Here is a 26,518-nt window from a genome sequence, read left to right on the forward strand (position 1 = left end):
CGCGAGGAGGCCGGCGGCGTGCTCGCCGCCGCCGGCCTCGAGGTGCTCGACGACGCCTTCCGCCACCGCCTGGGTCGGTCCATCCGGCGCGACATCCTGGTCGCCCGCAAGCCGGGCCGCACGGCGTGAAGCAGGCGCTACCGGTTGAACTGGAACCAGTTGAGGTTGACGAAGTCGGCGCCCGCGGTGCCGGTGAAGGTGAGGAACACCGTGTGGACGCCGGTGGCCGCGCCGGTCAGGTTGGTGGTGCTGGTGGTCCAGGTCTGCCAGCCGCCGGTGGAGGCGACTGGGACGCTGGCGATGATCGGACCGGTGGTGGAGTCCAGGCGGTACTGGATGGTGCCGCTGGACGCGCCGGAGGCCAGCCGCGTGGTCACCGACGCCGCGGTCGGGGTGCCGAAGTCCACGTTGGTGTAGCCGAGCCAGTCGCCGGGCGCGATGTAACCGACGTTCTGGCCGCCGCCGGTGTCGGTGGTGGTCTCGGTCTGGGTGCCGGACTGGCTGCTGAAGCTCTCCGCCTGCCGCACGCTGTAGGCGTTGGGCAGCCCGCCGGCGTTGAACTGCAGCCAGTTGAGGTTGACGAAGTCGGTGCCCGCCGTGCCGGTGAAGGTGAGGTACACCCGGTGGACGCCGGTGGCCGCGCCGGTCAGGCTGGTGGTGCTGGTGGTCCAGGTCTGCCAGCCGCCGGTGGAGGCGACCGGGACGCTGGCGATGATCGGACCGGTGGTGGAGTCCAGGCGGTACTGGATGGTGCCGCTGGACGCGCCGGAGGCCAGCCGGGTGGTGACCGAGGCCGGCGACGCCGCGCCGAAGTCGAGGTCGTAGGCGAGCGTGTCGCCGGGCGCGATGTAGCCGACGTTCTGGCCGCCGCCGGTGTCGGTGGTGGTCTCGGTCTGCGTCCCGGTCTGTGCGCTGTAGCTCTCGGCCTGGATCTGGGTGTATGCGCTGCGCGTCGTCGGCTGCGTGCCCCACGGTACCTGCGGCGAGCTGTAGTAGCTGATCCCCTGCACCGTCCACCGTGGACCCTGCGCGCCGAGCCGCACCTTGAACGTGTCCCAGTTGCGTGCCGACTGCGGCGACCACGCCAGCTCGGCCAGCGCCGGCAGCCGCGGGAACGCCATGAACTCGATATCGGCCAGCTTGGTGATCGTCTCGGTCCACAGTGGAGCCTCGACGCCGAGGATCGCGCTGGCCGGCACGCCGGAGAGGTAGGCGCCCGGGTCCCAGTTGTAGGCGGTCTGCACCTCGATCAGGCCGGCCCACGTCTGACCGAGCGGGGTCGAGTTGGTGTACTTCATGTCGAGGTACGCCTTGTTCGCCGGCGACAGCAGGATCTTGTCGCCCTTGCTCACCGCCGCGCTCAGGTCGGCGTCCGACGTGGACGTTCCCCAGTATTGCGCGACGCGGTTGGCCGTGTGGTCGGCCTGCCCGATCTGGTGCCAGCCGATGACGGTCTTGCCGGCCGCGCCGACGAAGGGCTGCACGCGGTTCATGAATGTGGTGTAGTCCGCCGCCGGCGTGCTCGCCGCCTCGTCGCCGCCGACGTGCAGATACGGCCCGGGGGTGATGGCGGCGAGCTCGTTGAGCACCTGCTGCACGAACGTGTAGGTGACCTCCTTGCTCACGCACAGCGAGCTGAAGCCGACGTCCGTGCCGGTGTACAGGGGCGGGGCCGTGTTGTTGCAGTTGAGCTGCGCGTAGGAGGCGAGCGCGGCGTTGACGTGGCCGGGCATGTCGATCTCGGGCACGATGGTGATCTGCCGCGACGCCGCGTAGGTGACCAGGTCGGAGTATTGCGCCTTGGTGTAGTAGCCGCCCGCGCCGCCGCCCACCTGGGTGCTGCCGCCCACGGTCGCCAGCTGCGGCCACGCGTCGATCACGATGCGCCAGCCCTGGTCGTCGGAGAGGTGCAGGTGCAAGATATTGATTTTGTACTGTGCGATCTCGTCGATGTACCGCTTCACCACGTCGGGGGCGAAGAAGTGCCGCGACACGTCGAGCATCGCGCCGCGGTAGGCGTAGCGCGGGTAGTCGACGATCCGGCCGCCGGTGACCGTCCACGGTCCGCTCTGGACGGTCCGCGCCTCGACCGTCGCCGGCAGCAGCTGGCGCAGCGTCTGCACGCCGTGGAACAGTCCGGCCGCGGTCTGCGCGCGGAGCGTGACGGCGGCGGCGGTCACGTCGAGCTGGTAGCCCTCGGCGCCCACGCTCGGGTCGGCGCCGGACAGCAGCAGCGCGATGCCGCTCGTCGGCGTGCCGGTCGTGGTGGAGACCGGCAGCGCGTAGCCGGTCGACGGGCGGAGGATACCGGCGAGGTAGTTGCCGGCGTCGGCGGCGCCGGCCGCGGTCTGGATCGCGGCGTTCGACGGCAGCGTGTAGGTCACGCCGGCCGCGGGCTGCGCCGACACCGGCGCGGGCACGACGTCGGAAAGGCTCACCGCGGCGCTGGCCGGAGAGCCCACCAGCAGCCAGGCGGCGCCGGCGGCGGTCGCGACGGCCACGGCGGAGGCGAGCAGCAGGTTGCGCGGGGAACGGTACACGGCATCCTCCAGCGAAACTGTTAAGTTTCCTGCTAGTTTGACGGCACGCTATGTCCCGCGCGGGAAACTGTCAAGGGAGTCACCCCCTCCCGCAGTTCGGTGGCCGGCACTCCGGGCCAGGGTGCGGCGGCATGGTGACGTAAGAGCCGTCCTGGGTCAGCGGCCTTCGGCACCGAGCGCGCGCAGGAAGCTGCGGTTGTCGTACTGGGCCCATTCCTCGACCACACGGCCTTGGCCGTCGAGGCGGACAATGTTGATGACGTCCCATCTGACGTGGCGGCCGTTCGGAGGAAGCGGCCCCACCGGTGATGCGGTGAATTCGTGGGCGAAGGTGCCCCCGAAATGAGTTTGATATGCCATGTAGTCGCCGTCGGCCAGCATGATGCCGCGGGTGAGCGTCAGGTTGTCGAAGGCAGCGCGTAGCGTGGCGAAGTAGGCGACCAGCCCAGCGTGGTCGGATTCGTTGCCGTCCGGGCCGTGAAAACGGAAGTTTTCGATGTCGACGACATCCGCGAAGGCTTCCGCGTCCGCGCCCGAGACCGCCAGCTCGCCGATGCGTACTGCGCAGGCCACGCGCTCGTCTCGTGTCACGGTCATCGTTCATCCCTTTCGGCCAGCTCGTTGAGGTCCTCGACCACGATCGCCGGCAGGGTGAGGGCGGCAGCCGCGATGTTGTCGTACAGGTGGGTGACCGAGGACGTGCCGGGGATCAGCAGCACGTTCGGCGAGCGTTGCAGCAGCCAGGCCAGGGCGACGGCGTGCGGTGCGGTGTCCAGCGACGTCGCGATCGTGTCGAGTGTGGCCGACTGGAGCTTGGTGAAACCGCCGAGCGGGAAGTAGGGCACGAACGCGATGTTCTGCCGGGCGGTGTAGTCGATCAGCGCGTCGTCCTGGCGGTGGGCGATGTTGTAACGGTTCTGCACGCACACGATCGGTGCGACGGCCTGAGCCTCGATGACCTGGTCGTCGGTGACATTGCTCAGGCCCAGATGCCGGATCAGGCCCTGCTGCCGCATCTCGGCCAGCACCTCGAACGTCTCGGCGATCGGGCCCGGCGCCGGCGCGATCAGGCCACCCATGCGCAGGTTGACCACGTCGAGGGCGTCCACGCCAAGGCGCCGGAGGTTGTCGTGCACCTGCCGGCGCAAGGCGTCCGGTTCGCGGTCCTCGGGCCAGCCGCCCTGGCTGTCGCGTTTGTTGCCGACCTTGGTGACCAGCAGCAGGTCCTGCGGGTACGGGTGCAGGGCCTCACGGATCAGGTCGTTGACCACATGCGGTCCGTAGAAGTCGGCCGTGTCGATGTGCCGGATACCCAGCTCGACCGCGGTCCGCAATACCCGGATCGCTTCCTTGTGATCCTTCGGCGGCCCCAGTACACCGGGGCCCGCCAGTTGCATCGCACCGTATCCGATGCGGGGGAATTCGAGCCCGGCCGCGGTGTAGGTGCCGCCGGGCAGGTTGGTTGTCGTCATGCGTCGCCTTTGGTTCGGTGGACGGCGGGAATCGAAGTGTCAGGTCTGGACCAGCAGGACCGCGCCGCGCACGCCGCGCCGCTCGGCCAGCCGATGTGCCTCGGCGGCCTGATCCAGCGGTAGCCGGTGCGCGATGCGGGTGGTCAGCCCGGCGTGCAGCAGCCGGGACAGGGCCGGCGCGTCGGGCTGTGCCCACAGGGTGTGTATCTCGATGCCGCGCTCGCCGGCCGGCGCAAACGGTTCGACCAGGGCGTGGTAGCGGCCGTTGTCGTGAATCGCCGCGAGCACGGGAGCGCCGAGCATGGCCGCATCAAGGACGGCGTCGACGCCGCCGGGCAGGATGTCGCGGACCGCGGCGACGACGTCGGCGTCGCGCTGGATCACCGTGTGGTCGGCGAGGAACGCTTCATCGCCGTGGGAGGCCTGGGCGAGCACCGTGGCGCCGCGGCGGGCGGCCAGCTGAGCGGCGAGGCTGCCGACCGCACCACTGGCCCCCGTCACCAGCAGCGTGTCACCGGCGGTGATCTTGAGGTTGTCGAGGGCTTGCACGGCGGTCAGGCCGTTCATCGGCAGGGTCGACGCCTCCGGGGTGGGCAGAGCGTCCGGGATGGCGGCGAACCAGGCCGGGTCGGCGAGAACGATGTCGGCGTAGCTGCCTTGGCTTCCACCGATGGTGATCCACGGCAGGAAACCCGCCACGCGCGTGCCGGCCCGCAGCGTGCCGGAGTCGTCCAGCAGGACGCCCGCGAAGTCCCAGCCCGGGACCGTGGGCAGCGTCAGCCAGGGCATCATGGGAGCCATCTGGCCGCTGCGGGTGGCGACCTCCACGGGGTGGACCGGGCGGGCCCGCACCGACACCCGCACCAGGTCACCGGTCGGGACCGGGTCCGGGCGGGTGGCGGGGACCAGGACCTCCGGCCCGCCGTACGCCTGCATCTCGATGGCCCTCACGCGGACACCACCTTGAGCAGCTCGGCGGCGATCGCCGCGGACGAGGGCGGGTTCTGACCGGTGATCAGCGTGCCGTCGACGACCTCAACGGTGCGCCCGGCTTCGACCAACGCCTGATAGGGGACGGCGAACTCCTTCGCCCAGAAGCCGGTCGGGTGCCGCGTGCCGTCGTTGAGCGTCCAGTGGTCGGCGGCACTCATCACGAACAAGATCTTGGCCATCGTCTGCTCCTCCGAGGTTTACCTGCTTGCGGCGGCAACCGTAGGTCCGGTGGCGATCGGCTTGCCAATAGAATGTTCGGTATGGCCAATCGCTTTTCCGATGCCAGGCTGGACCAGCTCCGGACGTTCCTCGCCGTTTACCGAGCCGGTTCCATGACCGCGGGGGCGCGCGATGTCGGCTTGTCGCAGTCGACGGTCACCAGCCAGATCCAGGCGCTGGAGCAGCAGTCCGGACGCCAGCTGTTTCAACGGGTGCCGCGCGGTGTGCACCCGACCGCGGTCGCCGACGACCTGGCGGCCCGCGTCGCGGGTCCGCTCGATGCCCTCGCGCAGGCGCTCACCCCGTCGTCGGCCCCGCAGCTGCCACCCGAGCCGGTCCATCTGGCCGGGCCCGCCGAACTGCTCGCCCTTCGGGTCATGCCCGCCCTGGCCCCGCTGGTGAGCCGGGGCATCCGTCTGCGTGTCACCGCCGGCCTCGCCGACGACCTGCTCGAGGGCCTGCAGCTGGGCCGGTTCGACCTGCTGATCTCCCCCGTGCGCCCGCGCGGCCGCACCCTGCTCGCCACACCGCTGGCCGACGAAGAGTTCGTGCTGGTCGCAGCCGGCCCGCTGGACCCCGAGCAAGCGCCATTGATCGCGTACGCGGAGGACGTACCGATCGTCCGCCGGTACTGGCGCCACGTCTTCGGCCGCCGCCTTACCACCAGCCCGGCAGTCGTGATCCCCGACCTGCGCGGCGTATTGGCAGCCGTGACCGCAGGCGCGGGCTGGTCGGTGCTACCGCGCTACCTGTGCGCCGCGGAACTGGCCTCCGGCGCCCTCCGGCTGCTCAACGATCCCGAGGACCCACCCATCAACACCGGCTTCCTGGTCCGGCGATCGACGGCCGGCACCAACGCCCACGTACACCTGGTCCATGACACGCTGCTCGGCGAAGGGCGCACGTGGTGAAACGTCGGGCTGGCCACTGACCGCGGCCCGGGATCGACCGTATTGCACTCGGCTGTACGGCGGATAGTCGCAACTGGCAACAAACTCCTATTTTTCTCTTCATCGATGGCTGGAGCTTGAAGCGCTTCGCCATGGCAATGAGTTCGCCCACCACGGCGGGCTCGTCCCGAGAAACAGCTAGGAGCTGCTCGATGCAGTCTGGTCTGCCGGACAACAACCCCGAGCCGGGCGAACTCCGGCCATCCCCTCGCATCCCCCGTGCACGGCGTTCCGCCCGGGTCCGTGTGGCGCGGCTGGGCGCGGTCGCCCTCGCGGCGCTGCTCGCGCTGCCGGTCGCGATGCTTCCGCAGCCGGCGTCCGCGGCACCGGACAAGGGCAAGAACCCCTGGCAGCGGGTGCCGGGTACGCCTCCCGCGAGCTCCAACCACGGCCACAGGCCGGACCTGAATGCGAAGCGCCTCGCGGCGTTCACCCTCGATCGGGTGGGCCTGAAGTCCAATCTGGACGCCGCGCCCCGCGAACAGCGTCAGGCCCTTCGTCAGTCGGCACTCGTGGTGTCCCTGCCGGCGCCGGGCGGCGACTTCCAGCGGTTCGAGTTGGTCGACTCGCCGATCATGGAGCCCGGTCTCGCGGCCAAGCATCCGGAGATCAGGACGTACACCGGCCGCGGCCTCGACGACCCCACGGCGACCATCCGGGCCGACCTGACCCCGCTGGGCTTCCACGCCTCCGTGCGCTCGACCGGCGGCGCCTGGTACATCGACCCCTACTACCACGCTGACGACAGCCTGTACGCCAGCTACTTCGGGCGCGACCTGACCAACGAGCGTCCCGGCTTCGCCGAGCAGGAGGACGTCGAGGCGACGATCGACGCGGCGGTGACCGACGTCCCGGCCGGCCCGCAGGTGACGCTGCGCACGTATCGGCTCGCGCTGGTCACCGACCCGTCGTACGCCGCCTTCTTCGGCGCCGACAACGTCACGGCGGCCAAGGTGACCCTGATCAACCGGGTCACGCAGGTGTACGAGGACGAGACCGCGATCCGGCTGGTCCTGGTCAACGGCACCGACAAGATCAACCTGAACACGTCCGCCCTGGCGACCGAGCCCAACGGGCCGTGCGGCGCGGCCGCGTGCTTCACCACGGCGCAGCTCGCGTCGTGCGGCAGCGGCACGCTGAGCCGCAACCGGGTCGTGCTGGGCCAGCTCATCGGCGCGAGCAACTACGACATCGGGCACATCGGCCTCGGCGTCAACGGCGGCGGCGTCGCGAGCCTCGGCGTCGTCGGCGGCAACTCCAAGGCGCAGGGCTGCACGGGCCTGCCGCAGCCGGTCGGCGACTACTACGCCGTCGACTACGTGGCCCACGAGATGGGCCACCAGTTCGGTGGCAACCACACGTTCAACGGGACGCAGTACAACTGCTCGGGCGGCAACCGCAGCGCGGCCAACTCCTACGAGCCGGGCAGCGGGTCGTCCATCATGGCCTACGCCGGCATCTGCCAGCAGGACAACCTGCAGCCGCACAGCGACCCGTACTGGTCGCAGCGCAGCTACACGGAGATCACGACGTACACCTCGTCGATCCGGCCGGCGATCAACGCCGTGCAGACCGTGTCGTTCTACGACTTCGACACCGACGGCGACTCGTTCACGCTGCGGTACAACGACGGCGACTCGGCGCCGATCGTCCGCGGCACCAACTACACGACCGCGGGCATCAAGGCCGCGATCGAGGCAGCCCCCGGCTGGCCCGCCGGCGCGACGGTGACCGTGGCCGCGTTCGGCGGCAGCGGAGCGCTCAACGACCAGGGCTTCCAGGTCACCTTCGGCGGCACCCTGGCGGCGACCCGGGTTGGCCCGCTCGCGCTCACCGGCCCGTCCGGCGTCTCCGGATTCGTCGGTGAGACCGCCAAGGGCGGCCCGATCGACAACGGCGGCAACATCGCCGAGCCGACCGCCAACCACGCGCCGGTCGTGACGCTGCCGGCCGCGTCCTACACCATCCCTGTCCGCACCCCGTTCACCCTGACCGGCGGCGCGACGGACTCCGACGGCGACACCGTCACCTACATGTGGGAGCAGAACGACCGCGGCGCGGCCGCCGGCACGGCGCTGGTCAGCAACACCAAGACGGCCGGCCCGCTGTTCCGGCAGTTCGGGGTGGCGGCGTACGTCAGCCCGAGCGACACCCAGCAGTACAACTCGCCGGGCGAGAACGCCGTGACCACTGATCCGAGCCGGACGTTCCCGGACCCGGCGCAGATCGCGGCCGGCAACACCAACGCCGCAACCGGCACCTGCCCGGCGGCACCGCCGGCACCGACGACCGGCGGCGCGACGAACGTCCCGGCCGACCTCGTCGACTGCTACTCGGAGTTCCTGCCCACGTCGGACTGGGTCGGCTTCACCGGCGACCGGACCATGCACTTCCGGCTCACCGCCCGCGACGGGCACCCGGGCGGCGGCGGCATCGGCAGCGCGGACGTCGCGCTGGCGCTGGCTCCGGCGGCCGGACCGTTCCTGGTCACGTCGCAGGCCACCACCGGTACCGTCGAGGGCGGCTCGCAGCAGACCGTGACCTGGGACGTCGCCGGCACGGACGCCGCACCGGTCAACGCCACCGGCGTGCGGATCTCGCTGTCCGTCGACGGCGGGCAGCACTTCACCCAGGTGCTGGCCGACGACGTGCCCAACACCGGCAGTGCCACCGTGACGCTGCCCAACGTCGCCACCACGAAGGGCCGCATCAAGGTCGAGGCTGTCGGCAACGTGTTCTTCGACCTCAACGACGCCGACATCACGATCCACGCCGCGCCGGCGTTGACCACCGACGCCCCGTCGGGCCCGGTCAGCGTCGACTACACCGACGCGCTCTCCCCGACGGTGACCACGACGGCGACCGACGAGGACACCGCGGGCGACCAGCTCACCGCGGCGGCGACCGGCCTGCCGGCCGGCCTGTCCCTCGCGGTGGCGTCGACCTCGACCGGCGACACGCTGCCCGGCCGGCGGACGTGGACCGTCATCGGGGCCACGACCGCGGTGCCGGGTGACTATCCGGTCGCCGTCACCGTGACCGACGGTACCGGCATCAGCCGCACCACCTCGTTCACCGTCCAGGTGATCGCGGAGGGCGCCGACGGCGTCTACACCGGGGACACACTGGTGTTCAAGTCGCCGCGCGAGCGCGGGGCACCGACCTTGCTGCGCGCGACGGTGCGCGACGGCTCGGCGCTGCCCGGGTCGACCGACCGAACCGGCGGCGACATCCGCCAGGCCACGGTGACGTTCCAGGAGGGCGGCACGACCCTGTGCACCGCCACGGTGGGGCTGCTCGGCACGGCCACGACGGAGGCGTCGGCGAGTTGCACCGCGAACCTGCCGAACGGCGAACACGCCATCACGGCCGTCATCCGGGGCTCCTACACGGGCACGGCCACGACCAAGGTGACCGTCAGCGCCGACCACGACCGGTCCATCACCGGCAACGGCTCGCTGCGCCCGACCCGCACGGCCGGCCGCTACGCGACGACGCCGAAGTCCTCGGTGGACTTCTCGCTGGACGCGAAGCTCAACCACGCCGGCGCCCGGACCGGGAGCGCGACGGTGAAGTTCAACTCCGGCGGCCACCGGTACGAACTCCGCACGACCTCGCTCGACGCCGTCGGCGTGAGCGCCCGCGGCACGGCGGACGCCCGCTACACCGCGACGCTGGTCGACGTCACCAACGCGAGGCGGCCGGTCACCGTCGGCACCGGCCTGGTCCTGCAGGTCACGGCCACCGACCGCGGCGGCCCGCACGCGTCCGACTCCGTGGGGATCACCCTGTGGAGCGGCGGGACCCTGCTCCTCTCGTCGGACTGGACCGGCGCCAGCACCGGTGAGATCAGGCTCGCCGACGGCAACGTGACCGCACACACCTGATCGGCCCGAGGCTCCTCCCACCCGGGGAGGAGCCTCACCCGGCCGGATCGCGCAGCGGCAGGCCGGGCGAAGCGTCGAATCAGGGCGTCCGGCCGGTCCAGACGCTTGACGCGTGCCGATATGGGCATATGATGGCGGCCATGGCACGAGCAGCGACGACGTCGGACGTCTTCAACGCGATCGCCGAGCCGCAGCGCCGGGAGATCCTGACGCTGCTGCGGGCCGGTGAGCGGCCGGTGACCGACCTGGCCCAGGAGCTGGGGATGACCCAGCCGCGGGCGTCCAAACACCTGCGGGTGCTCCGGGAGGTCGGGCTGGTGCGGGACCGCAAGGCGGGCAAGCAGCGCCTCTACGGCCTTGACGCCCGCGGGCTGCGGCCGGTCCACGAGTGGACCGGCGGATTCGAGCGGTTCTGGAACGAGAGCTTCGACCGGCTGGACGCATACGTGCGGGACCTGAAGCAGGCAAGGCAGGAGGAGTAGCCGATGAGCGCGACGGGACGAGGAGCGCCGGCGCGGTCCGCGGCGGCCGACCGGGAGATCGTGCTCTCCCGGGTCATCGACGCCCCGCGGGAGCTGGTGTTCGAGGCGTTCACCGAGGTGCGGCATCTGTCGCGATGGTGGGGGCCGGAGGGGTTCACCACCACCACGCGGTCCTTCGAGTTCCACGTCGGCGGAGTCTGGGACTTCGTGATGCACGGACCGGACGGGACGGACTACCAGGAGTGGATCGCCTGGACCGAGATCGCCCCGCCGGAGCGGATCGCGCTGCTCCACGGTGAGTTCCGCGGCGACCCGAACGCCTTCGAGTCGGTCCTCACGTTCGCGCCGGACGGGGCGGCGACCCGGATCGAGATGCGCACGGTGTTCCCCACCAAGGAACTGCGCGACGAGGCGATCGAGAAGTACCACGCGATCGAGGGCGGCCAGCAGACCCTGAGCAACCTGGCTGCCTACGTGGCCGAGATCGTTCGGAAGGGAGTCGAGGGCTGATGGCCGGGAAGGTCTTCTTCAGCGTGTCGATGTCGCTGGACGGCTTCATCGCGCCCGAGGCCATCGAGGACTTGATGGGGCAGCAGTGGATGGAACTGCAGGCGTGGATGTTCCCGCTGCGGTTCGTGCGGGAGAGCCTGAAGTTCGGCGAGGGCGGCGAGGAAGGGCGCGACAACGACATCGCGCGGGAGACGTTCGAGCGCACCGGCGCGAGCGTGATGGGCAAGCGCATGTTCGACGCCGGCGAGCACGCGTGGCCGGAGGAGGCGCCGTTCCACACGCCGGTTTTCGTCGTGACGCACGAGAAGCGTGACCCCTGGGAGCGGCCGGGCGGGACCACCTTCCACTTCGTCAACGACGGCATCGAGGCCGCGCTCGACCAGGCCCGCGAGGCCGCCGGCGACCGCGACGTCCGCATCGCCGGCGGCGGCGAGACGATCCTGCAGTACGTGAACGCCGGCCTGATCGACGAGTTCACGATCGCGCTCTCGCCGGTGCTGTTCGGCTCCGGGATCCGCCTGTTCGATGGCGTGGACGCGGCCCGCGTGGCCCTGGATCTGGTCCGCGCGGAACCCTCCCCGAGAGTGACGCACCTGACCTACGCCGTCCGGGAGCGGTAACCGTCTCGACCCCAGCACTCCCCCGCCGAGGTCAACCTCCGATCCGCGCGGCCGGGCCGGCGACCAGAAGTCTCCGTGATCATGACGCTCGCGGTGGCCGCACCACGGGTTTGCCATGATCCCGGAACCTTTCGGTACACGGGGGTACGTCAGCACTCCGTGATCATGAAAAACCGTTGGTGTCGATGCCGGGTTGCGCATGATCACGGAGACTTCCGGTCCCTGCGCCGTGCAGCGCAACGTGACGCAGGCCCGGCTCGGCACACTCGTTGCCTCCCTGATCGGCAGACCTGGCTGAGCCCGGGGGGCCTACGCGGCGTTGCGTTTGGCTACCGATTCGGCGGTGATGCGCAGGATCTGGGGCAGGTCGTGCTTGTCCAGGATGACCTCGACGATGCGCAGGCGGCCCTCGTGTGCCGGGAGGGCGGCGAGGGCCCGGTCGAGTTCGCCGACCGTGCGGGCGCGGGACACGTGCGCGTCGGCGCCCAGAGCGGCCGGGAGGACGGTCCAGTCCCAGTTCACGATGTCGTTGTACGCGGCGTTCCAGCCGTTGATCGCGCGTTCCAGCGTGTAACCGTCGTTGTTCACGATGAAGACGATCGGGTCCAGGCCCTCGCGGGCGATCACGCCGAGCTCCTGCACCACCAGTTGGACCGCGCCGTCGCCGATGAGCAGGATGGAGCGGCGGCGGGGTGAGGAGGCGAGCTGGGCGCCGGCGAGGGCGGGCAGGGCGTGGCCGATGGACGCCCAGCCGTGCTGGCCGATCACCTCGACGTCGGCCGGCAGGCGCCAGCTGAGCAGGCCGTAGAAGGCGGTGCCCTGGTCGGCGGCGATGACGTCGCCTGGGCGCACGAACCGGCCGACCCGTTGCCAGAGCAGGTCCTGGCGCAGCGGCGTGTCCGGGTCGACCGGCTCGACCGGCGGCTGGACGGGCGCCGGGACCCGGGCCGGCGGCAGCGCGCCGACCAGGCCGCCGAGCTCGTCCAGTGCCCGGTGCATGGACAGCGGGCCGATGCGGGCCGCGCCCGCGGTGGCGTGGAACGGCTGGATGCCGATCAGCTTGGCGGGGTCGATCCGGGTGGTGAAGATGCCGCTGTTGAGGTCGGTCTCGAGCAGGCCGACCCCGATGATCACGTCGGCGTCCTCGACCAGGGTGCGGACCTCCGGCTCGGAGATGGCGCCCTGGTACAGCCCGGCGAACGTCTCCAGGGTCTCGTCCACCGCGCCCTTGCCGCTGGTGGTCACCGCGACCGGCAGGCGTCCCTTGCGCACGAGCGCGTCGAGCCGGTCGCCCGCCCAGTGCCGGCGGGTGAGGGAGTCGACCAGGACGGTGACCGTCGTCGCGCCGCGGAGCATGCGCGCGGCGTTCTCGGTGAACGCGTGGACCGCCGCGCCGTCGTCGGTGGCCGGGACGAGCCCGGGCGCGGACGCCGCGCAGGGCCACCCCACCAGGTCCGCGGGGAGTGCTAGGTAGCCGGGCTTCTTCGCGTTCAGCACGGCGCCGAGCACCCGGTCGATCTGGTCGGCCGCGCCGTCGGCGGTCAGGCTCACCGCCGCGCAGGTGATCTCGCGCGCGGCGCGCAGGAAGTGCTCGAAGTCGCCGTCGAGCAGGCTGTGATGCACCGGCAGGCCGCGGCGCTGCACCGCGGTGGCCGGCGCGCCGACGACGTGCAGCACGGGCACGTTCTCCACGTAGGCGCCGGCGATCCCGTTCATCGCCGACAGTTCGCCGACCCCGTACGTGGTGAGCAGCATCGCCAGCCCGTTGAGCCGTGCGTAGCCGTCGGCCATGTACGACGCGTTGAGCTCGTTGGCGTTGCCGACCCAGGTCAGGTCCGGGTGCGCCTCGATCTGGTCCAGGAACGCGAGGTTGTAGTCGCCGGGCACCCCGAAGACGTGCCGCACGCCGGTGGCGGCGACGCGGTCGAGCAGGTACCGGCCGATCGTGGACTCGTGCGACATGCGGCTCCCCTGGGGTGCGGACACTACGGTCGTTCGCCGGGATAATAGTCGTCGATCGATCTCATTCCAATCACGCCGAAGGTCGGCGCTGGTCAGGCCGCATTCCGGCGTGAATCAACAACCTTCACTTGACCGCCGGGCGAGTCGGCTGCGAGACTTCCGTTCGGTACCTAACGTTGTCCAACGGCGGGCCGATCGCCGTGTGAAATCTTTTCACACCGAGTTGCCCCACGCCTAAATTGGGACGGTAGACTGCATTGAGTGGCTCGAAGAGTGGTCTTCCGGACATTCTCGACAATGTCCGGCGAGTAACATCCATCCAGCCCGAAGAATTCATCGAGAATCACCTGCTCAGCCAGCAACCGGTCATTATCACCGATACGCAGGCCGGCGCCGAGATCTCCGCCGTCACCACGCAGGAAGCCGTGGTGAAAGCCTTCGGTGACGTCGTCATCCAGGTCCAGCGCAACTACACCTCGCCGCTGTCGAGGAATGCCGCTGAGGCGCGCCGGCAGGGCCTGAGCCAGAAGGTCCGCAATCGCATCGAGGAGATGCGCCTGGAGGAGTATCTGGCCCATGTCGACGCCGATCCGCAGACCGACCTGCTGTGCGTGGAGTACCGCACGCCGGAGCGGATTCACGACGCCCTGCGGGTGCCGGACGTGTGCGCGCTGCCCGGCGCGGCGGAGGACCTGGTCAGCTTCACCTTCGTCGCCAACCGGGGCAACTACGCGCACCTGCACTTCGACGGCGACTTCCGGGAGGTGCTGCTCTACCAGGTCTTCGGCCGCAAGCGGGTGGTCATGGTCCCGCTCGCCGCGCAGGAGAAGATCTCGCCGTCGATGAACTTCAGCAAGGTGCTGCTGCAGAACATGGCGGCGGAGGAGAAGCTCGACCTGCTGCGGTACCTCGGCGCCTACGACTGCGTCATCTCGCCCGGCGAAGCGGTGTATTTCCCGGCCTCGATCTGGCATTACGTGGAGTACCTCGACACCGGCATGTCGGTGAACTTCCGCTTCGGTCGCGACGATTTCGCGCGGAAGGTGGTCGACGCCAACCGGGTGCCGTTCTATCCGGAGCTGCACCAGTTGTTGTCGCTGTTGAAAGAGGTTCCCGAGACGCCCGAGCGGGCCGGGCTGCAGGACAAGATCTGGACCGAGATCAGCTCTACACTCAGGCAGGAGCACACCGACAGCCGCGCCCGCCACCGGGCCACCCAGGAAATGTACCGGCGGCTCGTCGCCGACCTGTTGGCGCCCGGGGAACTGCCCCGGCAGGTGGCCACCGACTGCCCGGTCGCCGAGCAGATGGCGGTCGAGCGGCACGATGCGCCGAGCAAGCGGTGGCGCGAGGAACTCATGCTCGGCGACCCGCTGTAAAGGATCCCCATTTCGGGCTCGTTAATTCGTTGTATCGCTTCCTTCCGTGGATCATATTTCCATTTCGGAGAGGTGCATGCACAACGATCGGGAAGATATCTGGTTCACCTGGAACACCCCGCGGGACAACGCCGTGCCGCCGGGGATCTTCTTCGACGAAACCCTGCGGGACGGCCTGCAGGCGGCGAACATCCCGATTCCCACGCTGGAGCAGAAACTGCGGATCGTCGACCACATGGCCCGGTGCGGCATCCGCTGCGCGGACCTCGGCTTTCCCGGCTCCAGCCCGCAGGCCCGGCAGGAGTGCACCGAGCTGGCCCGGCACATCGCCGCCTGCGGCTATCCGATCGTGCCGGGCTACGCCGGACGCACCCACCCGGCCGACATCGAGGCGATCCGCGCGGTCGCGCAGGACGCCGGCAGCTCCGTCGACGCCTACCTGTTCATCGGCGTCAGCCCCATCCGGCAGTACGTCGAGGACTGGAGCCTGCCCGCGATCCTCGGCAACATCCGCGACTCGGCCGCGGCCTGCGAGCGCGACGGCCTCGAGTTCGTGCTCGTGCTGGAGGACACCGTGCGGTGCACCCCGGACGTGCTGCGGCAGGTCTACGACACCGCGATCGATGTCGGGGTGCGCCGGGTGACGCTGTGCGACACGGTCGGCGCGGCCACACCCGAGGGCACTCGGTCGCTGATCCTGTGGTCCGCGGAGTACTTCACCGATCGCGGCCACCCGGTCGGGCTGGAGTGGCACGGGCACAACGACCGGGGGCTCGCCCTGGCCAACTCGCTGACCGCGCTGGAGGCGGGCTGCGTGCGGGTGCACGGCACGATCCTCGGCGTCGGCGAGCGGGCCGGCAACACCTCGCTCGACCAGCTGCTGCTCAACAGCCACCTGTTCGCGCACGAGCGGCACGACCTGCTGGCGCTGCGGGAGTACTGCGAATATGCCGCGACCGTGCTGGAGATCGACGTGCCGGAGAACTACCCGGCGATGGGCCGCGACGTGTTCAAGACCAGCGCCGGCGTGCACGCGACGGCCATCCTCAAGGCGCACGAGAAGGGCGACGTCGCGGTCAAGGACTCGGTCTACTCCGGAGTGCCGGCGAGCCTGCTCGGCCGGCAGCAGGAGGTGCTCATCGACTCGTCGTCCGGCGCGAACAACGTGCGCTACTGGCTGACCGCCAACGGCTTCGCGCAGGACGACAAGGTGATCAGGAAGGTGCTGGAGACGGCCAAGGCCGACCGCAACCCGTTGGACGACGAGCGGATCAGGAGCATCATTGCCACCGTCAACTGAGCACGCGATGTCAGCCCAGACGGTCAGCCTGACCGGCGGCGTGCTGGTCGTCACCGAGGACCCGGACCTGGTCGCCGCCCAGCTCGCCGGCGCGTGCGACGTCCCGCCGCGGCAGCTGATCCGGGAACCGTTGCGCGACAACATCTCGACCGACGAGATCATCCCGGGCTGGTGCTGCTACTGGTACGACGAGAAACTCGGCGACTACGCCTACCTCGGGCTGCGCGACCGCCGCTTCGCCGAGGGCGACGTGCGCAAGTTCGCACCACAGGTGATCGTCAGCGGCGCGGCCAAGGGCTGCGGGTCCTCGCGCGAGCACGCCGTCTACGCCGAGCGGTACGCCGGCGTCGAAATCGTCTTCGCCCGGTCGTTCGAGAAGATCTACGAGCAGAACTGCCGCAACGTCGGCATCATCACGTGCGACGACTTCGACGTCCTGGAGGCGCTGCTGGCCGGCGAGCGGCTGCCGCTGACCGCGTTCGTGCGCCGGGCCAACGGGCTGGAGCGCGCCATCATCGACGCGGGCGGACTGTTCGCCTACAACCGCCGCCGCGGCGAGGCCGCCACGCCGGCGGTACCGGCCGAATGGGCCGGCCCCCGGCCGCTCAACCGCGTGGAGAAGATCGTCCAAAAGCGACTGTCGGCGCGCAACCCGCTGCCGGACGGCGCCACGGTCCACATCGGAGAGTCGTACTTCATCGAGACCGACGTGCGGTTCTCGCACGAGTACGTGACCGCGATGGCGGCCGGCATGTTCGCGCACCAGTTCGGCGACGGCGCGGTCCTGGCCGACGCGGGCAGCTGCTACTTCTTCCAGGACCACCTCTCGCTCGCACCGGCCGTGCTCGGCCGCCGGGCCGACGGACCGCAGCTCGTGCAGCGCATCGAGGGACTCAACCGCAGGCAGCGCGAGTTCGCGCAGCTGGCCGGCGGGGTCTTCGTCGGCCCGCAGGAGGCGATCTGCCACAACTACATGGTCGAGCGGGTCGCCCGCCCCGGCCAGGTCGTCATCGGCACCGACAGCCACACCTGCACGGCCGGCGCGGTGGGCGCGTTCGCGTTCGGCGTCGGCGCCACGGACATCGCCAACGCCTGGTACAACCGCGAGATCCTGGTCAAGGTGCCGGAGGTGATCCGGATCGACCTGGCCGGCGCGCTGCGCCCCGGCGTGTGCGCCAAGGACCTCGTGCTCGGCCTGCTCGCCCACCCCGAGCTGCGCGACGGGCGCACCCTGGGCCGCGTGCTGCTCTACGGCGGCCCCGGCCTGTCCGGCCTCGACATGGACGAGCGCGCCACGCTCGCCAACATGGCGGTCGAGGCCGGCGCGATCACCGCGCTCGTCGAGCCCGACGAGCTGACGGCCCGGTTCCTGGCCGGACGGGCGCCGGCCGGCAGTACCCCCGAAGCGACAGACACGGCGTGCGACCCGGGCGCGACCTATCACGCCGTCGTCCACATCGATCTGTCCACCGTGGAGCCGATGGTGGCGCTGCCCGGCGACCCGCGCAACGCCATCCGGCTGGACGCGGTCACCGGCGAGGTGCGGGTCGACAAGGTATACGGCGGATCGTGCACCGGCGGCAAGGCGCACGACATGGACATGTACGCCAGCGTGTTCGCCCTGGCCCGCGAGCGCGGCGCCGCCGTCGCACCGGGCGTCGAGGCCTACATCCAGGTGGGCAGCGAGGCGATCATGCGCTACGCGCGGGAGCGCGGCTACGTCGAGCTGTTCGAGGCCGTCGGCGCGCGGCTGCTGCCGCCGTCGTGCGGCGCGTGCATCAACGCGGGTCCCGGTGCGTCGTACACCCCGGAAGAGATAACGGTGAGCGCGCAGAACCGGAACTTCCCCGGTCGCTCGGGGCCCGGGCAGGTGTATCTGGCCTCGCCCTACGTGGTCGCCGCGACCGCCATCGCCGGGCGGCTCTGCTCGGTCGAGGATATGTTCAATGTGGACGGTGCGCGATGAGGATCGCGGTGGTGCCCGGTGACGGGATCGGCGCCGAGGTGGTGCCCGCCGTGCTGCCCGCGCTCGACCTGCTCGGCCGCGCGTTCGGGCTCGACGTGCGGTACGACGTCTTCGGCTGGGGCGCCGACGAGTGGCTCGCCACCGGCACCGGCCTGCCCGACGGTGCGCTGGACACACTGCGCGACGAATACACGGCGGTCCTGCTCGGCGCGCTCGGCGATCCGCGGATCCCGGACATGGCCCACGGCAGGGCGATCCTGCTCGGCCTGCGCCGCGGGCTCGACCTGTACGTCAACTATCGGCCGATCCCGCTGCCCTCCGGCGACACGATCCAGCTGTTCCGGGAGAACACCGGGGGTCTCTACTCGGGCGTGGGCGGGACGGTCAGCCGGGGCACCGTGGCCCAGGTGGCGATCGACGAGTCCGTCTACACCCGGGACACCGTCGAACGGTTCACCCGCTACAGCCTCGCCCGGCTGCGTGAGCTCGGCTGCCGGCGGGCGGTGCTGGTGCACAAGGCCAACGCCGTGCCCAACACGGGCCGTCTCTGGCGCGAGGTGTACTACCGGGAGGCGGAACGGTTCGGCGACGTCGAGACGTCCGACGAGTACGTCGACTCGTTCTGCTACCACCTGGTCCGCGACCCGGCGCGCTACCAGGCCGTGCTGGCGCCCAACCTGTTCGGCGACATCATCAGCGACATCGGCGCGGCGCTCATGGGCGGGCTGGGACTCGCCGCCAGCGCCAGCGTCTGCCCGGAGACCGGGCAGGCGCTGTTCGAGCCGGTGCACGGCAGCGCGCCCGACATCGCCGAAAAGGGCATCGCCAACCCGTACGCGGCGGCCCGCTGCCTGGTCCTGCTGCTCGACCACGCCGGGCACGCCGAACCGGCGCGGCTGCTCGACCGGTGTCTGGACGAGGCGATGCGCACCGACGCGCGCACCCCCGACGTGGGCGGGCACGGCACGACGCACGGGTTCATGGCCGAGGTGACCAACCGGCTGGCGGCGGCCACCGGCGACGGAAGGAGCGCGGCGTGACCAGCAGCGTCGGCATCGTGCCACCACCGGCCCTGGCCCGGGCCGGGCAGGAGACCTCGTCGGTCGTCCGCGACTCACTGATCCTCGCCGCGACGCCCGGGATCCTCTCGTTCTCCGGCGGGTTCCCCGCGCCGGAACTGTTCGACGTCGAGGGCCTCCGCGCGTCGTACGACCACGTGCTGCGCACGGCCGGCCGGCGGGCCCTGCAGTACTCGGCCACCGAGGGCGACCCGGACCTGCGCGCGGCGATCGCCGCCCGGCTGGCGTCGCAGGGCTTCGCGGCCGATCCCGACCGGATCGTCATCACCACCGGCGCGCAGCAGGGCCTGTCGCTGCTCGCCGGCGAGCTGCTCGGCCCCGGCGACACGGTGCTGGTCGAGAACCCGACGTACGTCTCGGCGCTGCAGTCCTTCGCCGCGGTCCGCGCCCGCGCTGTCCCGGTCGCCACCGATGAGCAGGGCATCGTCGTCGAGGCGCTCGCCGACGCGATCCGCCGCGAGCGCCCGGCGGCGATCTACCTGGTGCCGAACTTCCAGAACCCGGCCGGGCACACCCTGCCCGCGGCCCGCCGCGCGGCCGTCGCCGAGCTCGCGGCCGCACACGGGCTGTGGATCGTGGAGGACGACCCGTACGCCGAGCTGCGCTTCGACGGCGCACCCCGCTTGCCGCGTATCAGCGGCTACCCGGCGGTGCACGACCGCTCGATCCTGGTCGGCAGCCTGTCCAAACTCCTGGCGCCGGGGATGCGGCTGGGCTGGCTGCACGCGCCCGCGCCGGTACACCGGGCCGTGGCGCTGGCCAAGCAGGCGGCCGACATGCACTCGTCCACGGTGGACCAGGCCGCGGCCGCGCACTACCTCGCGACCCACGACCTCGACGCCCACCTGACCACGGTCCGCCACGCCTACCGCGAACGCGCCGAGGCCATGCTCGCCGGCCTGGCCGCGGCCCTGCCCGAGGGCAGCCACTGGAGCCACCCGGCCGGCGGCATGTTCATCTGGGCACGCCTGCCCGACGGCCACGACACAGCGGCCCTCCTACCGAAAGCGGTCGCCGCCGGCGTGGCCTACGTCCCGGGTGCCCCCTTCTATGTGGGTACCCCCGATCCGGCGACGCTGCGCCTCTCGTTCATCACCAACCAGCCGTCCGCCATCCGCACGGGCATGGCCCGCCTGTCCACGCTCTTCTGAGCTGCCGCAGCGCGGGCAAGGAGCCGGCGTGGCTCTTCTGAGCTGCCGCAGCGCGGGCTGGAGCCGGCGTGCGGGAAGGTCAGGCGCTGCCGCTGGAGGCGTCGTCGCCGGCGACGGCGAGGACGCCGTCGAGCCCGGCCAGGGCGGCGGTCAGCGGCGCGATGTCCCGGCGGCCGGTCAGCGTGAGCAGGACGGTGACGACGGGTGGCTCCGCGGCGGGGCGGGGCTGTTCGACGTGGACCTCGGCGACGCTGAAGCCGCGGTCGGTACAGGCGGTGAGCGCGGCGCGGAGCACGCCGTGGCGGTCGAGGTAGGTCAGCCGGAGCCGCCACGGGGCGTACTTCGAGCGGGGCAGCCGGGCCGCGAGCGGGGTGAAGGCAAGGACGATGACCAGGTGTCCGGCGGTGGCGGCGACGGCGAGCTGCCACAGCCCGGCGCCGGCCGCCATGCCGACGGCGGCGACCAGCCAGATGATGGCGGCGGTGGTCAGGCCGCGGACCACGTCGCGGCGCACGAAGATCAGGCCACCGCCGATGAAGCCGATGCCGGAGACGATCTGGGCGGCGATGCGGGACGGGTCGAGCACGACATGGTCGCCGATGACGTCGGCGAACCCGTACTTCGACACCTGCATGATCAGCGCGGCGGCGAACCCGACCACGGTGTGCGTGCGCAGCCCCGCGCTCTTCTGCCGGATCTCCCGCTCACAGCCGATGATCGCGGACAGCAGCAGCGCCAGGCCGAGCTCGCCCAGCTGCGACCAGCCCTGCCCGTCACCGAATGCCATCGAGCCAGCCTAGCCCCAGACCAGGACGCCGGCATTCGGTCGGCGTGCGCACGGCTAGGCGCACGTCGCGGGCGGTGAGGTCGACCTCATACGAACCGAATCTGGTGGTGGGTGGCCAAACAAAAGGAAAGACTCTTTACAGTTAGCCAAATTTGCGATATGAAAAGAGCCCCCAATAGATCAGGGTCCATGTCCCGCCCACTCCCTCACCCAGGAGCATCACCATGGACAGATCACGATCGGCGCGCCTGCGCCGGGTGCTCGTCGCGGCCGCCTCCGCCGTCCTCGGCGCCTTCATCCTCATCCCGGGCACCGCGGCCGCCGCGGGCACCGGCGCGATCACCGGCTACGGCGGCAAATGCGTCGACGTCGCCGGCGCCAACACCGCGAACGGCACCCAGGTGCAGCTGTGGACGTGCAACGGCACCAGTGCACAGAACTGGACCGTGGGCACCGACGGCACCGTCCGCGCGCTCGGCAAGTGCCTGGACGTCTCCGGCGGCTCCACCGCCGACGGCGCGAAGGTCCAGCTCTGGGACTGCAACGGCACCGGCGCCCAGCAGTGGGTCGCCAACGCGGCCCGCGACATCGTCAACCCCCAGGCCAACAAGTGCCTCGACGCCACCGGCGTGAGCTCGGCCGACGGCACACCGCTGCAGATCTGGACCTGCGGCGGTGGCGCCAACCAGAAGTGGACGGTCCCGGGCGGCGGTGGCGGCGGTACGCCGAGCGGCTTCGTGGTCACCGAGGCCCAGTTCAACCAGATGTTCCCGAACCGGAACCCGTTCTACACCTACGCCGGACTGACCGACGCGATGAAGAAGTACCCCGCGTTCGCCACGACCGGCAGCGACACGGTCAAGCGCCAGGAGGCCGCGGCGTTCCTGGCCAACGTGGGCCACGAGACCGGCAATCTGGTGTACATCGACGAGATCAACACCGCCAACTGGCCGACCTACTGCGACTGGAGCCAGCCCTACGGCTGCCCGGCCGGCCAGTCGGCGTACCACGGCCGCGGCCCGATCCAGCTCAGCTGGAACTTCAACTACAAGGCGGCCGGCGACGCGCTCGGCGTCGACCTGTTGAACAACCCGGGCCTGGTGGGTACGAACTCGTCGATCTCCTGGCAGACCGGGCTGTGGTACTGGATGACCGGCACCGGCAACGCCGGCACGACCTCGCACAACGCGATGGTGAACGGGCAGGGCTTCGGCACCACCATCCGGGCGATCAACAGCATCGAGTGCAACGGCGGGAACACCCCCGCGGTGCAGAACCGGGTGAACCTCTACAACCAGTACGTCGGCATGCTGGGCGTGCCGGCGGGCGGCAATCTGACCTGCTGACGCCGACGGGCACTGTCGTCGACGGACCGGTCACGCCCGCGGCGCGACCGGTCCGTCGCATCTCCCCCGCCACAATGCATTCGCTTACAGGGCCGGAGTCGTCCAGATCGGGAACCAGCGGCCGAGGTCCGTCTCGATGGGAAGCTCGCCGCCGAGCTGGGCCCGGGTCTGCAGCTCGAGGTCGTTGTCGCGGGTGTCGGCCCCGGTGGGTGCGAACGGGTAGAACGTGCCGCGTTTGAACAGGTAGACCAGGCCGAGCCGGCGGTTGTCGGCGGCGCCGACGAAGCCGATGATCGTGCACAGCAGGCTGGGCCCGTAGCCGGCGTCGGCGAGGGTGCTGTTCACCGCGTGCAGGTCCGTGACCAGGCCGGCCAGGTCGCTGCTCTCGTGCCGGCTGGCGATCCACGTGTAGCGGTACTCGTCCTGGCTGACGGCCACATTGCCCACAGCGTCCGCGGTGAGCAGCGAGATCGAGTCGGTCTGGGCCTGCGCGGCGGCCGGGCCTTCGGCCGGTTTGAAGCAGACCGCGCCGACGCCGGTCGGGACCAGGTCCAGGGCCGCCTGCAGGGTGGTGGCCGCGGCCGGCACCCCGAACAGGGCGTCGAGGTCCGGCTGGACCGGTCTCGTGCGTCCCAGTAACGCGTCGAGGAACTTCATGCGCTCGGTGCCGCCTCTCCGAGTTCCGTCGAGATCTCGGCCAACCGGTCCAGCCGCTGCTGCAGGCTCGGATGCGTCGACAGCAGGGTCGACAGGCTCGGCCGCGGACCGGCAGCGGGGGTGAAGAAGAACGCGTTGAACGCCTGGGCGGCGCGCAGGTCGCGAGTAGGGATGCGGGCCATCTCGCCGGTCACCTTCGTCAGCGCCGAGGCCAGCGCGGAGGGACGGCCGGTCAGCGTCGCGCCGGCGCGGTCCGCGGCCAGCTCACGATAGCGGGACAGGGCCCGGATCAGCAGGAAGCTCAGTGCGTACACCACCGCGGAGACGAGCATGACCAGCATGACCAGCAGGTACGTCTGGTCGCCCCCGCTGCGGCGGCGCCCGCCGAACAGCTGCGAGTAGAACATGAAGCGCGTGACCATGCCGGCCACGACGCCGAGGAACGACGCGATCGTCATGACCGCCACGTCGCGGTGTGCGATGTGGGACAGCTCGTGGGCGAGTACCCCCTCCAGCTCGCCGGTGTCGAGGCGGCGCATAATGCCGGTGGTCACGCACACCACCGCGCGCTCGGTGTTGCGCCCGGTGGCGAACGCGTTGGGCAGGTCGGAGTTCGCGACGGCGACCCGCGGTTTGGGCATGTCGGCCGCGGCGCACAGCCGGTCGATGATCCCGTGCAGACGGGGCTGCTGCTGCGGGTCGACGACCCGGGCGTGCATGGCCGCCAGGGCGATCCGATCGGAGCAGAAGTACTGCAGGGCCAGCAGGCCACCCGCGATGACCACGATCGCGACCCACGACTTCAGCAGCGCGACCAGCACGGCGACGAACGCGACGTACACCAGCCCGAGCAGGAACACGGTCAACGCCATGCGCACGGTCAGCTGGCGGTCGGGGCGGAACCGGGTACGCATCGCCTGCTCCTCAGCCCGGGATGAGGCCCTCGTCACCCAGCAGCGCGGCCACATCCGCCAGTTCGCTGTCGGGCGCGGGCAGGACCAGCTCGGAGGCGGTCAGCACGTCGTCGGGCACGTGGGCGCCGCGCTCACGGACGGCGGCGAGCAGATCGCCCAGACGCGCCCGGAACGCGATCGTGTCGCCGGTCTCGACGGCCGCCTGCACCGAGGCGTCGAGCGTGTTGAGTTCGGCCAGCGCGGACTCCGGCAGGTCGTACTGGCCTTCCTCGAGAATCCGGATGATCATCGCTGGGCCTCCTCGTCCGACTGCCCCCCGCCCACGGCGCGAGGCTCCGACCGGCCGCCGACGGCCGGCGCCGGCCGCCCGGCCTTGAGCGCCGCGAGTTCGCGGTCTACCCCCTGGTCGCCGCGCGTCGCGTCGAGCGCGGCCTGCAGGTCGTCGCGGCCGGCGGTGGTCGCGGTGGCGTCCTGGATCGCGCCCGAGGCGAGCAGCTCGTCGATCGCGCCGGCGCGGGCCTGCATCTGGGCGGTCTTGTCCTCGGCGCGCTGGACGGCCATGCCGACGTCGCCCATCTCCTCCGAGATGCCGGAGACCGCCTCACCCACGCGGGTCTGCGCCTCGGCCGCGGTGTAGGTGGCCTTGATCGTCTCCTTCCGCGTACGGAACGCCTCCACCCGAGCCTGCAGCCTGGTGGCGGCGGTGGTGAGCTTGGCCTCCTCGGCGGTCAGTCCGTCGCGCTGGGCGGTGATGTCCCCCATCTGGGTGGCGACGGCCGCCCGGCGCGTCAGCGCCTCGCGGGCGAGGTCGTCGCGGCCGAGGTCGACGGCCTGCCCGGCCTGTTCCCGCAGCCGGTCGGCGGCCTGCCGCAACTGGGCGAGCTGCAGCTCGAGGCGCTTGCGGCTGGTGGCGACGTCGGCCACGCCGCGGCGGACCTTCGTCAGCATCTCCAGTTGGCGTTCGTACGAGTAGTCGAGCACCTCGCGGGGGTCTTCGGCCCGGTCGAGGGCTTTGTTGGCCTTGATCCGGAACAGACCGGCCAGGCGGCGAGCAATACTCACGACACCTGTCCTTCCTCTCGATGCCGTTCGGCTTGGCCTCACGACGCCGATGCGTTCAACCGGCCGTGCGCACCGCCGGTCCGGCGCCACCTCCAATCTTGCTTCGGCGATGGCGCCGAATCGCGCATTCGGCCGCCGGACCACAACTTTCACCACATCGGTCCCGCGCGGCCTGGGGCGGCCGTGGAGCTCGCGGGCGCGGCACGGCGCAGCGGCCGGAAGTCTCCGCGATCATGCACAACCGGCACCGACACCAACGGTTTTTCATGATCACGGAGAGCTGATGTACCCCCGTGTACCACAAGTCTCCGGGATCATGGCAAACCCGGTGTGCGGCCACCGCGAACATCACGATCACGGAAACATTCGTCCGCCCCGGGCCACCCCGATCGGATGGTGTGCCCGGCGGACGCGACAGCCGCAACGACCGCCGGTTACTCGGCCGCCGAGCCCCCGTCACTGCCGCCCCGCCGGCCGGAGTTCAGATCGGCTCGGTGAGCAGCGACATGTCGATGGCGCGCAGCGCCGCGTCGGTGGCGCGGGAGAGCAGCATCGCGGTGAGCTCGCCGTCGCGCGCTTCGATGGCCTCGAAGATCCGGAACTGGTCGGCGACCGACGCGTGCAGGCGGCCGGGCCGGGCCAGCGAGGCGTGCCGCAGCACCAGTGTCCGTAGCGCCAGCGAGTCGAGGATGTCGGCCAGGGTCTGGTTGCCGGCGATGGTCATGAGCCGGCTCTGCAGGTCGACGTGACCCCAGAAGTACGAGTCGACGTCGCCCGCGCTGGCCGCCGCCCGCATCCGCCCGAGGCGCTCGCGCAGATCCTCGATCTCGTCGTCGTTCACGCGCTCCGCCACGAGCGACCCGACCAGGGCCAGCAGGTGACGGCGGACAAAGTAGATCTCCCGCACGCGCTGCGGGGTGAAGGAAGCGACGCGCGGCCGCTTGCGGGCCCGGATCTCGACCAGCCCTTCGGACTCCAGAAGCATCAGGGCCTCCCGGACCGGGGTCCTGCTGCTGTTGAACCGGTGGGACAGGTCGACGGAGTTGAGGTCCTGCCCCGGGGTGAGCCGGCCCTCGACGATGCCCGTGGCCACCCAGATCGCGATCTGGGCGACGGCCGGCTCGCGGCGCTCCTCCAGCTTCAGGAGGCGAACCAGTTCCGCCGAGACATCTGTCGCCGGCTCCACGAGCGTCTCGCTCATCTGCATCCTTCCGCTGCCTGGGTCTGCGTCAGCGTATCGGT

The 26,518-nt window shown here is 70.8% G+C and carries 23 protein-coding genes; 11 read left to right on the plus strand and 12 right to left on the minus strand.

All coding sequences use genetic code 11. The annotated features are described in order from the left end of the window. Window positions 1-137 precede the first annotated feature (137 nt). The 5 genes from ACQPXD_RS35710 to ACQPXD_RS35730 all read right to left on the minus strand — a co-directional run bounded on the left by ACQPXD_RS35710 (window position 138) and on the right by ACQPXD_RS35730 (window position 5,184). Complete coding sequence (locus ACQPXD_RS35710) at window positions 138-2,540, minus strand: family 20 glycosylhydrolase (RefSeq protein ID WP_432825845.1); 2,403 nt, start codon at window positions 2,538-2,540, stop codon at window positions 138-140. A gap of 156 nt (window positions 2,541-2,696) precedes the next feature. After that, window positions 2,697-3,137 carry an ester cyclase gene (locus ACQPXD_RS35715; RefSeq protein ID WP_432825847.1) on the minus strand — a complete coding sequence of 147 codons (441 nt, stop codon included), beginning with the start codon at window positions 3,135-3,137 and terminating at the stop codon, window positions 2,697-2,699. Next, complete coding sequence (locus tag ACQPXD_RS35720; RefSeq protein WP_432825849.1) at window positions 3,134-4,012, minus strand: oxidoreductase; 879 nt, start codon at window positions 4,010-4,012, stop codon at window positions 3,134-3,136. The genes ACQPXD_RS35715 and ACQPXD_RS35720 overlap by 4 nt, the downstream gene beginning before the upstream one ends. Window positions 4,013-4,051: 39 nt before the next feature. Next, on the minus strand, window positions 4,052-4,963 hold the full coding sequence (locus ACQPXD_RS35725; RefSeq protein WP_432825851.1) for an NADP-dependent oxidoreductase: 912 nt from the start codon (window positions 4,961-4,963) through the stop codon (window positions 4,052-4,054). Continuing rightward, on the minus strand, window positions 4,960-5,184 hold the full coding sequence (locus ACQPXD_RS35730; protein WP_432825853.1) for a hypothetical protein: 225 nt from the start codon (window positions 5,182-5,184) through the stop codon (window positions 4,960-4,962). The genes ACQPXD_RS35725 and ACQPXD_RS35730 overlap by 4 nt, the downstream gene beginning before the upstream one ends. 81 nt (window positions 5,185-5,265) lie before the next feature. On the opposite strand from ACQPXD_RS35730, the gene ACQPXD_RS35735 reads away from it, so the two are divergent. From ACQPXD_RS35735 to ACQPXD_RS35755, 5 genes are all read left to right on the plus strand, one after another. After that, window positions 5,266-6,135: a LysR family transcriptional regulator gene (locus tag ACQPXD_RS35735; RefSeq protein ID WP_432825855.1), complete on the plus strand. Its 870-nt coding sequence runs from the start codon at window positions 5,266-5,268 to the stop codon at window positions 6,133-6,135. Between the two features lie 191 nt (window positions 6,136-6,326). After that, window positions 6,327-10,061 carry a M12 family metallo-peptidase gene (locus ACQPXD_RS35740; protein WP_432825857.1) on the plus strand — a complete coding sequence of 1,245 codons (3,735 nt, stop codon included), beginning with the start codon at window positions 6,327-6,329 and terminating at the stop codon, window positions 10,059-10,061. 140 nt (window positions 10,062-10,201) lie between these two features. Next, a complete protein-coding gene (locus tag ACQPXD_RS35745; RefSeq protein ID WP_432825859.1) occupies window positions 10,202-10,543 on the plus strand; it encodes an ArsR/SmtB family transcription factor in 342 nt (113 codons plus the stop codon). Between the two features lie 3 nt (window positions 10,544-10,546). Next, window positions 10,547-11,053 carry an SRPBCC family protein gene (locus ACQPXD_RS35750; RefSeq protein ID WP_432825861.1) on the plus strand — a complete coding sequence of 169 codons (507 nt, stop codon included), beginning with the start codon at window positions 10,547-10,549 and terminating at the stop codon, window positions 11,051-11,053. Next, window positions 11,053-11,673 (plus strand): dihydrofolate reductase family protein, encoded by a 621-nt coding sequence (locus tag ACQPXD_RS35755; RefSeq protein WP_432825863.1) that lies wholly within the window; start codon window positions 11,053-11,055, stop codon window positions 11,671-11,673. The genes ACQPXD_RS35750 and ACQPXD_RS35755 overlap by 1 nt, the downstream gene beginning before the upstream one ends. 309 nt (window positions 11,674-11,982) lie before the next feature. On the opposite strand, the gene ACQPXD_RS35760 is transcribed toward ACQPXD_RS35755, so the two are convergent. Next, window positions 11,983-13,635 carry an alpha-keto acid decarboxylase family protein gene (locus ACQPXD_RS35760; protein WP_432825865.1) on the minus strand — a complete coding sequence of 551 codons (1,653 nt, stop codon included), beginning with the start codon at window positions 13,633-13,635 and terminating at the stop codon, window positions 11,983-11,985. 257 nt (window positions 13,636-13,892) lie between these two features. Between ACQPXD_RS35760 and ACQPXD_RS35765 the strand changes: the two genes are divergently transcribed. The 5 genes from ACQPXD_RS35765 (at window position 13,893) to ACQPXD_RS35785 (ending at window position 20,510) form a co-directional block, all read left to right on the plus strand. Continuing rightward, entirely contained in the window at window positions 13,893-15,014 is a 1,122-nt protein-coding gene (locus tag ACQPXD_RS35765) for a cupin-like domain-containing protein (RefSeq protein ID WP_432825867.1), read from the plus strand. A gap of 76 nt (window positions 15,015-15,090) precedes the next feature. Beyond that, window positions 15,091-16,314 carry a LeuA family protein gene (locus tag ACQPXD_RS35770; RefSeq protein WP_432825869.1) on the plus strand — a complete coding sequence of 408 codons (1,224 nt, stop codon included), beginning with the start codon at window positions 15,091-15,093 and terminating at the stop codon, window positions 16,312-16,314. 7 nt (window positions 16,315-16,321) lie between these two features. Continuing rightward, window positions 16,322-18,280, plus strand: coding sequence for an aconitase family protein (locus ACQPXD_RS35775; RefSeq protein ID WP_432825871.1), 1,959 nt, complete (start codon window positions 16,322-16,324; stop codon window positions 18,278-18,280). Beyond that, window positions 18,277-19,320, plus strand: coding sequence for an isocitrate/isopropylmalate dehydrogenase family protein (locus ACQPXD_RS35780; RefSeq protein ID WP_432825873.1), 1,044 nt, complete (start codon window positions 18,277-18,279; stop codon window positions 19,318-19,320). Before ACQPXD_RS35775 ends, ACQPXD_RS35780 begins: the two co-directional genes overlap by 4 nt. After that, the gene (locus tag ACQPXD_RS35785; RefSeq protein WP_432825876.1) at window positions 19,317-20,510 is read left to right on the plus strand and encodes a PLP-dependent aminotransferase family protein; all 1,194 of its coding nucleotides are present in this window, start codon (window positions 19,317-19,319) and stop codon (window positions 20,508-20,510) included. Before ACQPXD_RS35780 ends, ACQPXD_RS35785 begins: the two co-directional genes overlap by 4 nt. Window positions 20,511-20,589: 79 nt before the next feature. On the opposite strand, the gene ACQPXD_RS35790 is transcribed toward ACQPXD_RS35785, so the two are convergent. Next, the gene (locus tag ACQPXD_RS35790; protein WP_432825878.1) at window positions 20,590-21,297 is read right to left on the minus strand and encodes an MgtC/SapB family protein; all 708 of its coding nucleotides are present in this window, start codon (window positions 21,295-21,297) and stop codon (window positions 20,590-20,592) included. A 224-nt stretch (window positions 21,298-21,521) separates the two neighbouring features. On the opposite strand from ACQPXD_RS35790, the gene ACQPXD_RS35795 reads away from it, so the two are divergent. Beyond that, the gene (locus ACQPXD_RS35795) at window positions 21,522-22,643 is read left to right on the plus strand and encodes a glycoside hydrolase family 19 protein (RefSeq protein WP_432825880.1); all 1,122 of its coding nucleotides are present in this window, start codon (window positions 21,522-21,524) and stop codon (window positions 22,641-22,643) included. Window positions 22,644-22,727: 84 nt separating this feature from the next. On the opposite strand, the gene pspAB is transcribed toward ACQPXD_RS35795, so the two are convergent. The 5 genes from pspAB to ACQPXD_RS35820 all read right to left on the minus strand — a co-directional run bounded on the left by pspAB (window position 22,728) and on the right by ACQPXD_RS35820 (window position 26,477). Beyond that, window positions 22,728-23,300, minus strand: coding sequence for a PspA-associated protein PspAB (gene pspAB, locus ACQPXD_RS35800; RefSeq protein WP_432825882.1), 573 nt, complete (start codon window positions 23,298-23,300; stop codon window positions 22,728-22,730). Then, window positions 23,297-24,214: a zinc metalloprotease HtpX gene (htpX, locus tag ACQPXD_RS35805; protein WP_432825884.1), complete on the minus strand. Its 918-nt coding sequence runs from the start codon at window positions 24,212-24,214 to the stop codon at window positions 23,297-23,299. The genes pspAB and htpX overlap by 4 nt, the downstream gene beginning before the upstream one ends. A gap of 10 nt (window positions 24,215-24,224) precedes the next feature. Then, window positions 24,225-24,503 carry a PspA-associated protein PspAA gene (gene pspAA, locus ACQPXD_RS35810; RefSeq protein WP_432825886.1) on the minus strand — a complete coding sequence of 93 codons (279 nt, stop codon included), beginning with the start codon at window positions 24,501-24,503 and terminating at the stop codon, window positions 24,225-24,227. Next, a complete protein-coding gene (locus tag ACQPXD_RS35815; protein WP_432825888.1) occupies window positions 24,500-25,276 on the minus strand; it encodes a PspA/IM30 family protein in 777 nt (258 codons plus the stop codon). The genes pspAA and ACQPXD_RS35815 overlap by 4 nt, the downstream gene beginning before the upstream one ends. 481 nt (window positions 25,277-25,757) lie before the next feature. After that, window positions 25,758-26,477 carry a GntR family transcriptional regulator gene (locus tag ACQPXD_RS35820; protein ID WP_432825890.1) on the minus strand — a complete coding sequence of 240 codons (720 nt, stop codon included), beginning with the start codon at window positions 26,475-26,477 and terminating at the stop codon, window positions 25,758-25,760. Window positions 26,478-26,518 lie beyond the last annotated feature (41 nt).

Origin of the sequence: Dactylosporangium sp. CA-092794 (genome assembly GCF_050948465.1) — a bacterium.
Classification (GTDB): Bacteria; Actinomycetota; Actinomycetes; order Mycobacteriales; family Micromonosporaceae; genus Dactylosporangium.

What these genes read in the sequence shown, in the direction of transcription:
- ACQPXD_RS35715 (WP_432825847.1), bottom strand. Translation starts at nt 3,137, where the DNA reads ATGACCGTGACACGAGACGAGCGCGTGGCCTGCGCAGTACGCATCGGC.
- ACQPXD_RS35720 (WP_432825849.1), bottom strand. Translation starts at nt 4,012, where the DNA reads ATGACGACAACCAACCTGCCCGGCGGCACCTACACCGCGGCCGGGCTC.
- ACQPXD_RS35730 (WP_432825853.1), bottom strand. Translation starts at nt 5,184, where the DNA reads ATGGCCAAGATCTTGTTCGTGATGAGTGCCGCCGACCACTGGACGCTC.
- ACQPXD_RS35735 (WP_432825855.1), top strand. Translation starts at nt 5,266, where the DNA reads ATGGCCAATCGCTTTTCCGATGCCAGGCTGGACCAGCTCCGGACGTTC.
- ACQPXD_RS35740 (WP_432825857.1), top strand. Translation starts at nt 6,327, where the DNA reads ATGCAGTCTGGTCTGCCGGACAACAACCCCGAGCCGGGCGAACTCCGG.
- ACQPXD_RS35745 (WP_432825859.1), top strand. Translation starts at nt 10,202, where the DNA reads ATGGCACGAGCAGCGACGACGTCGGACGTCTTCAACGCGATCGCCGAG.
- ACQPXD_RS35750 (WP_432825861.1), top strand. Translation starts at nt 10,547, where the DNA reads ATGAGCGCGACGGGACGAGGAGCGCCGGCGCGGTCCGCGGCGGCCGAC.
- ACQPXD_RS35755 (WP_432825863.1), top strand. Translation starts at nt 11,053, where the DNA reads ATGGCCGGGAAGGTCTTCTTCAGCGTGTCGATGTCGCTGGACGGCTTC.
- ACQPXD_RS35760 (WP_432825865.1), bottom strand. Translation starts at nt 13,635, where the DNA reads ATGTCGCACGAGTCCACGATCGGCCGGTACCTGCTCGACCGCGTCGCC.
- ACQPXD_RS35770 (WP_432825869.1), top strand. Translation starts at nt 15,091, where the DNA reads ATGCACAACGATCGGGAAGATATCTGGTTCACCTGGAACACCCCGCGG.
- ACQPXD_RS35775 (WP_432825871.1), top strand. Translation starts at nt 16,322, where the DNA reads ATGTCAGCCCAGACGGTCAGCCTGACCGGCGGCGTGCTGGTCGTCACC.
- ACQPXD_RS35780 (WP_432825873.1), top strand. Translation starts at nt 18,277, where the DNA reads ATGAGGATCGCGGTGGTGCCCGGTGACGGGATCGGCGCCGAGGTGGTG.
- ACQPXD_RS35790 (WP_432825878.1), bottom strand. Translation starts at nt 21,297, where the DNA reads ATGGCATTCGGTGACGGGCAGGGCTGGTCGCAGCTGGGCGAGCTCGGC.
- ACQPXD_RS35795 (WP_432825880.1), top strand. Translation starts at nt 21,522, where the DNA reads ATGGACAGATCACGATCGGCGCGCCTGCGCCGGGTGCTCGTCGCGGCC.
- pspAB (WP_432825882.1), bottom strand. Translation starts at nt 23,300, where the DNA reads ATGAAGTTCCTCGACGCGTTACTGGGACGCACGAGACCGGTCCAGCCG.
- htpX (WP_432825884.1), bottom strand. Translation starts at nt 24,214, where the DNA reads ATGCGTACCCGGTTCCGCCCCGACCGCCAGCTGACCGTGCGCATGGCG.
- pspAA (WP_432825886.1), bottom strand. Translation starts at nt 24,503, where the DNA reads ATGATCATCCGGATTCTCGAGGAAGGCCAGTACGACCTGCCGGAGTCC.
- ACQPXD_RS35820 (WP_432825890.1), bottom strand. Translation starts at nt 26,477, where the DNA reads ATGAGCGAGACGCTCGTGGAGCCGGCGACAGATGTCTCGGCGGAACTG.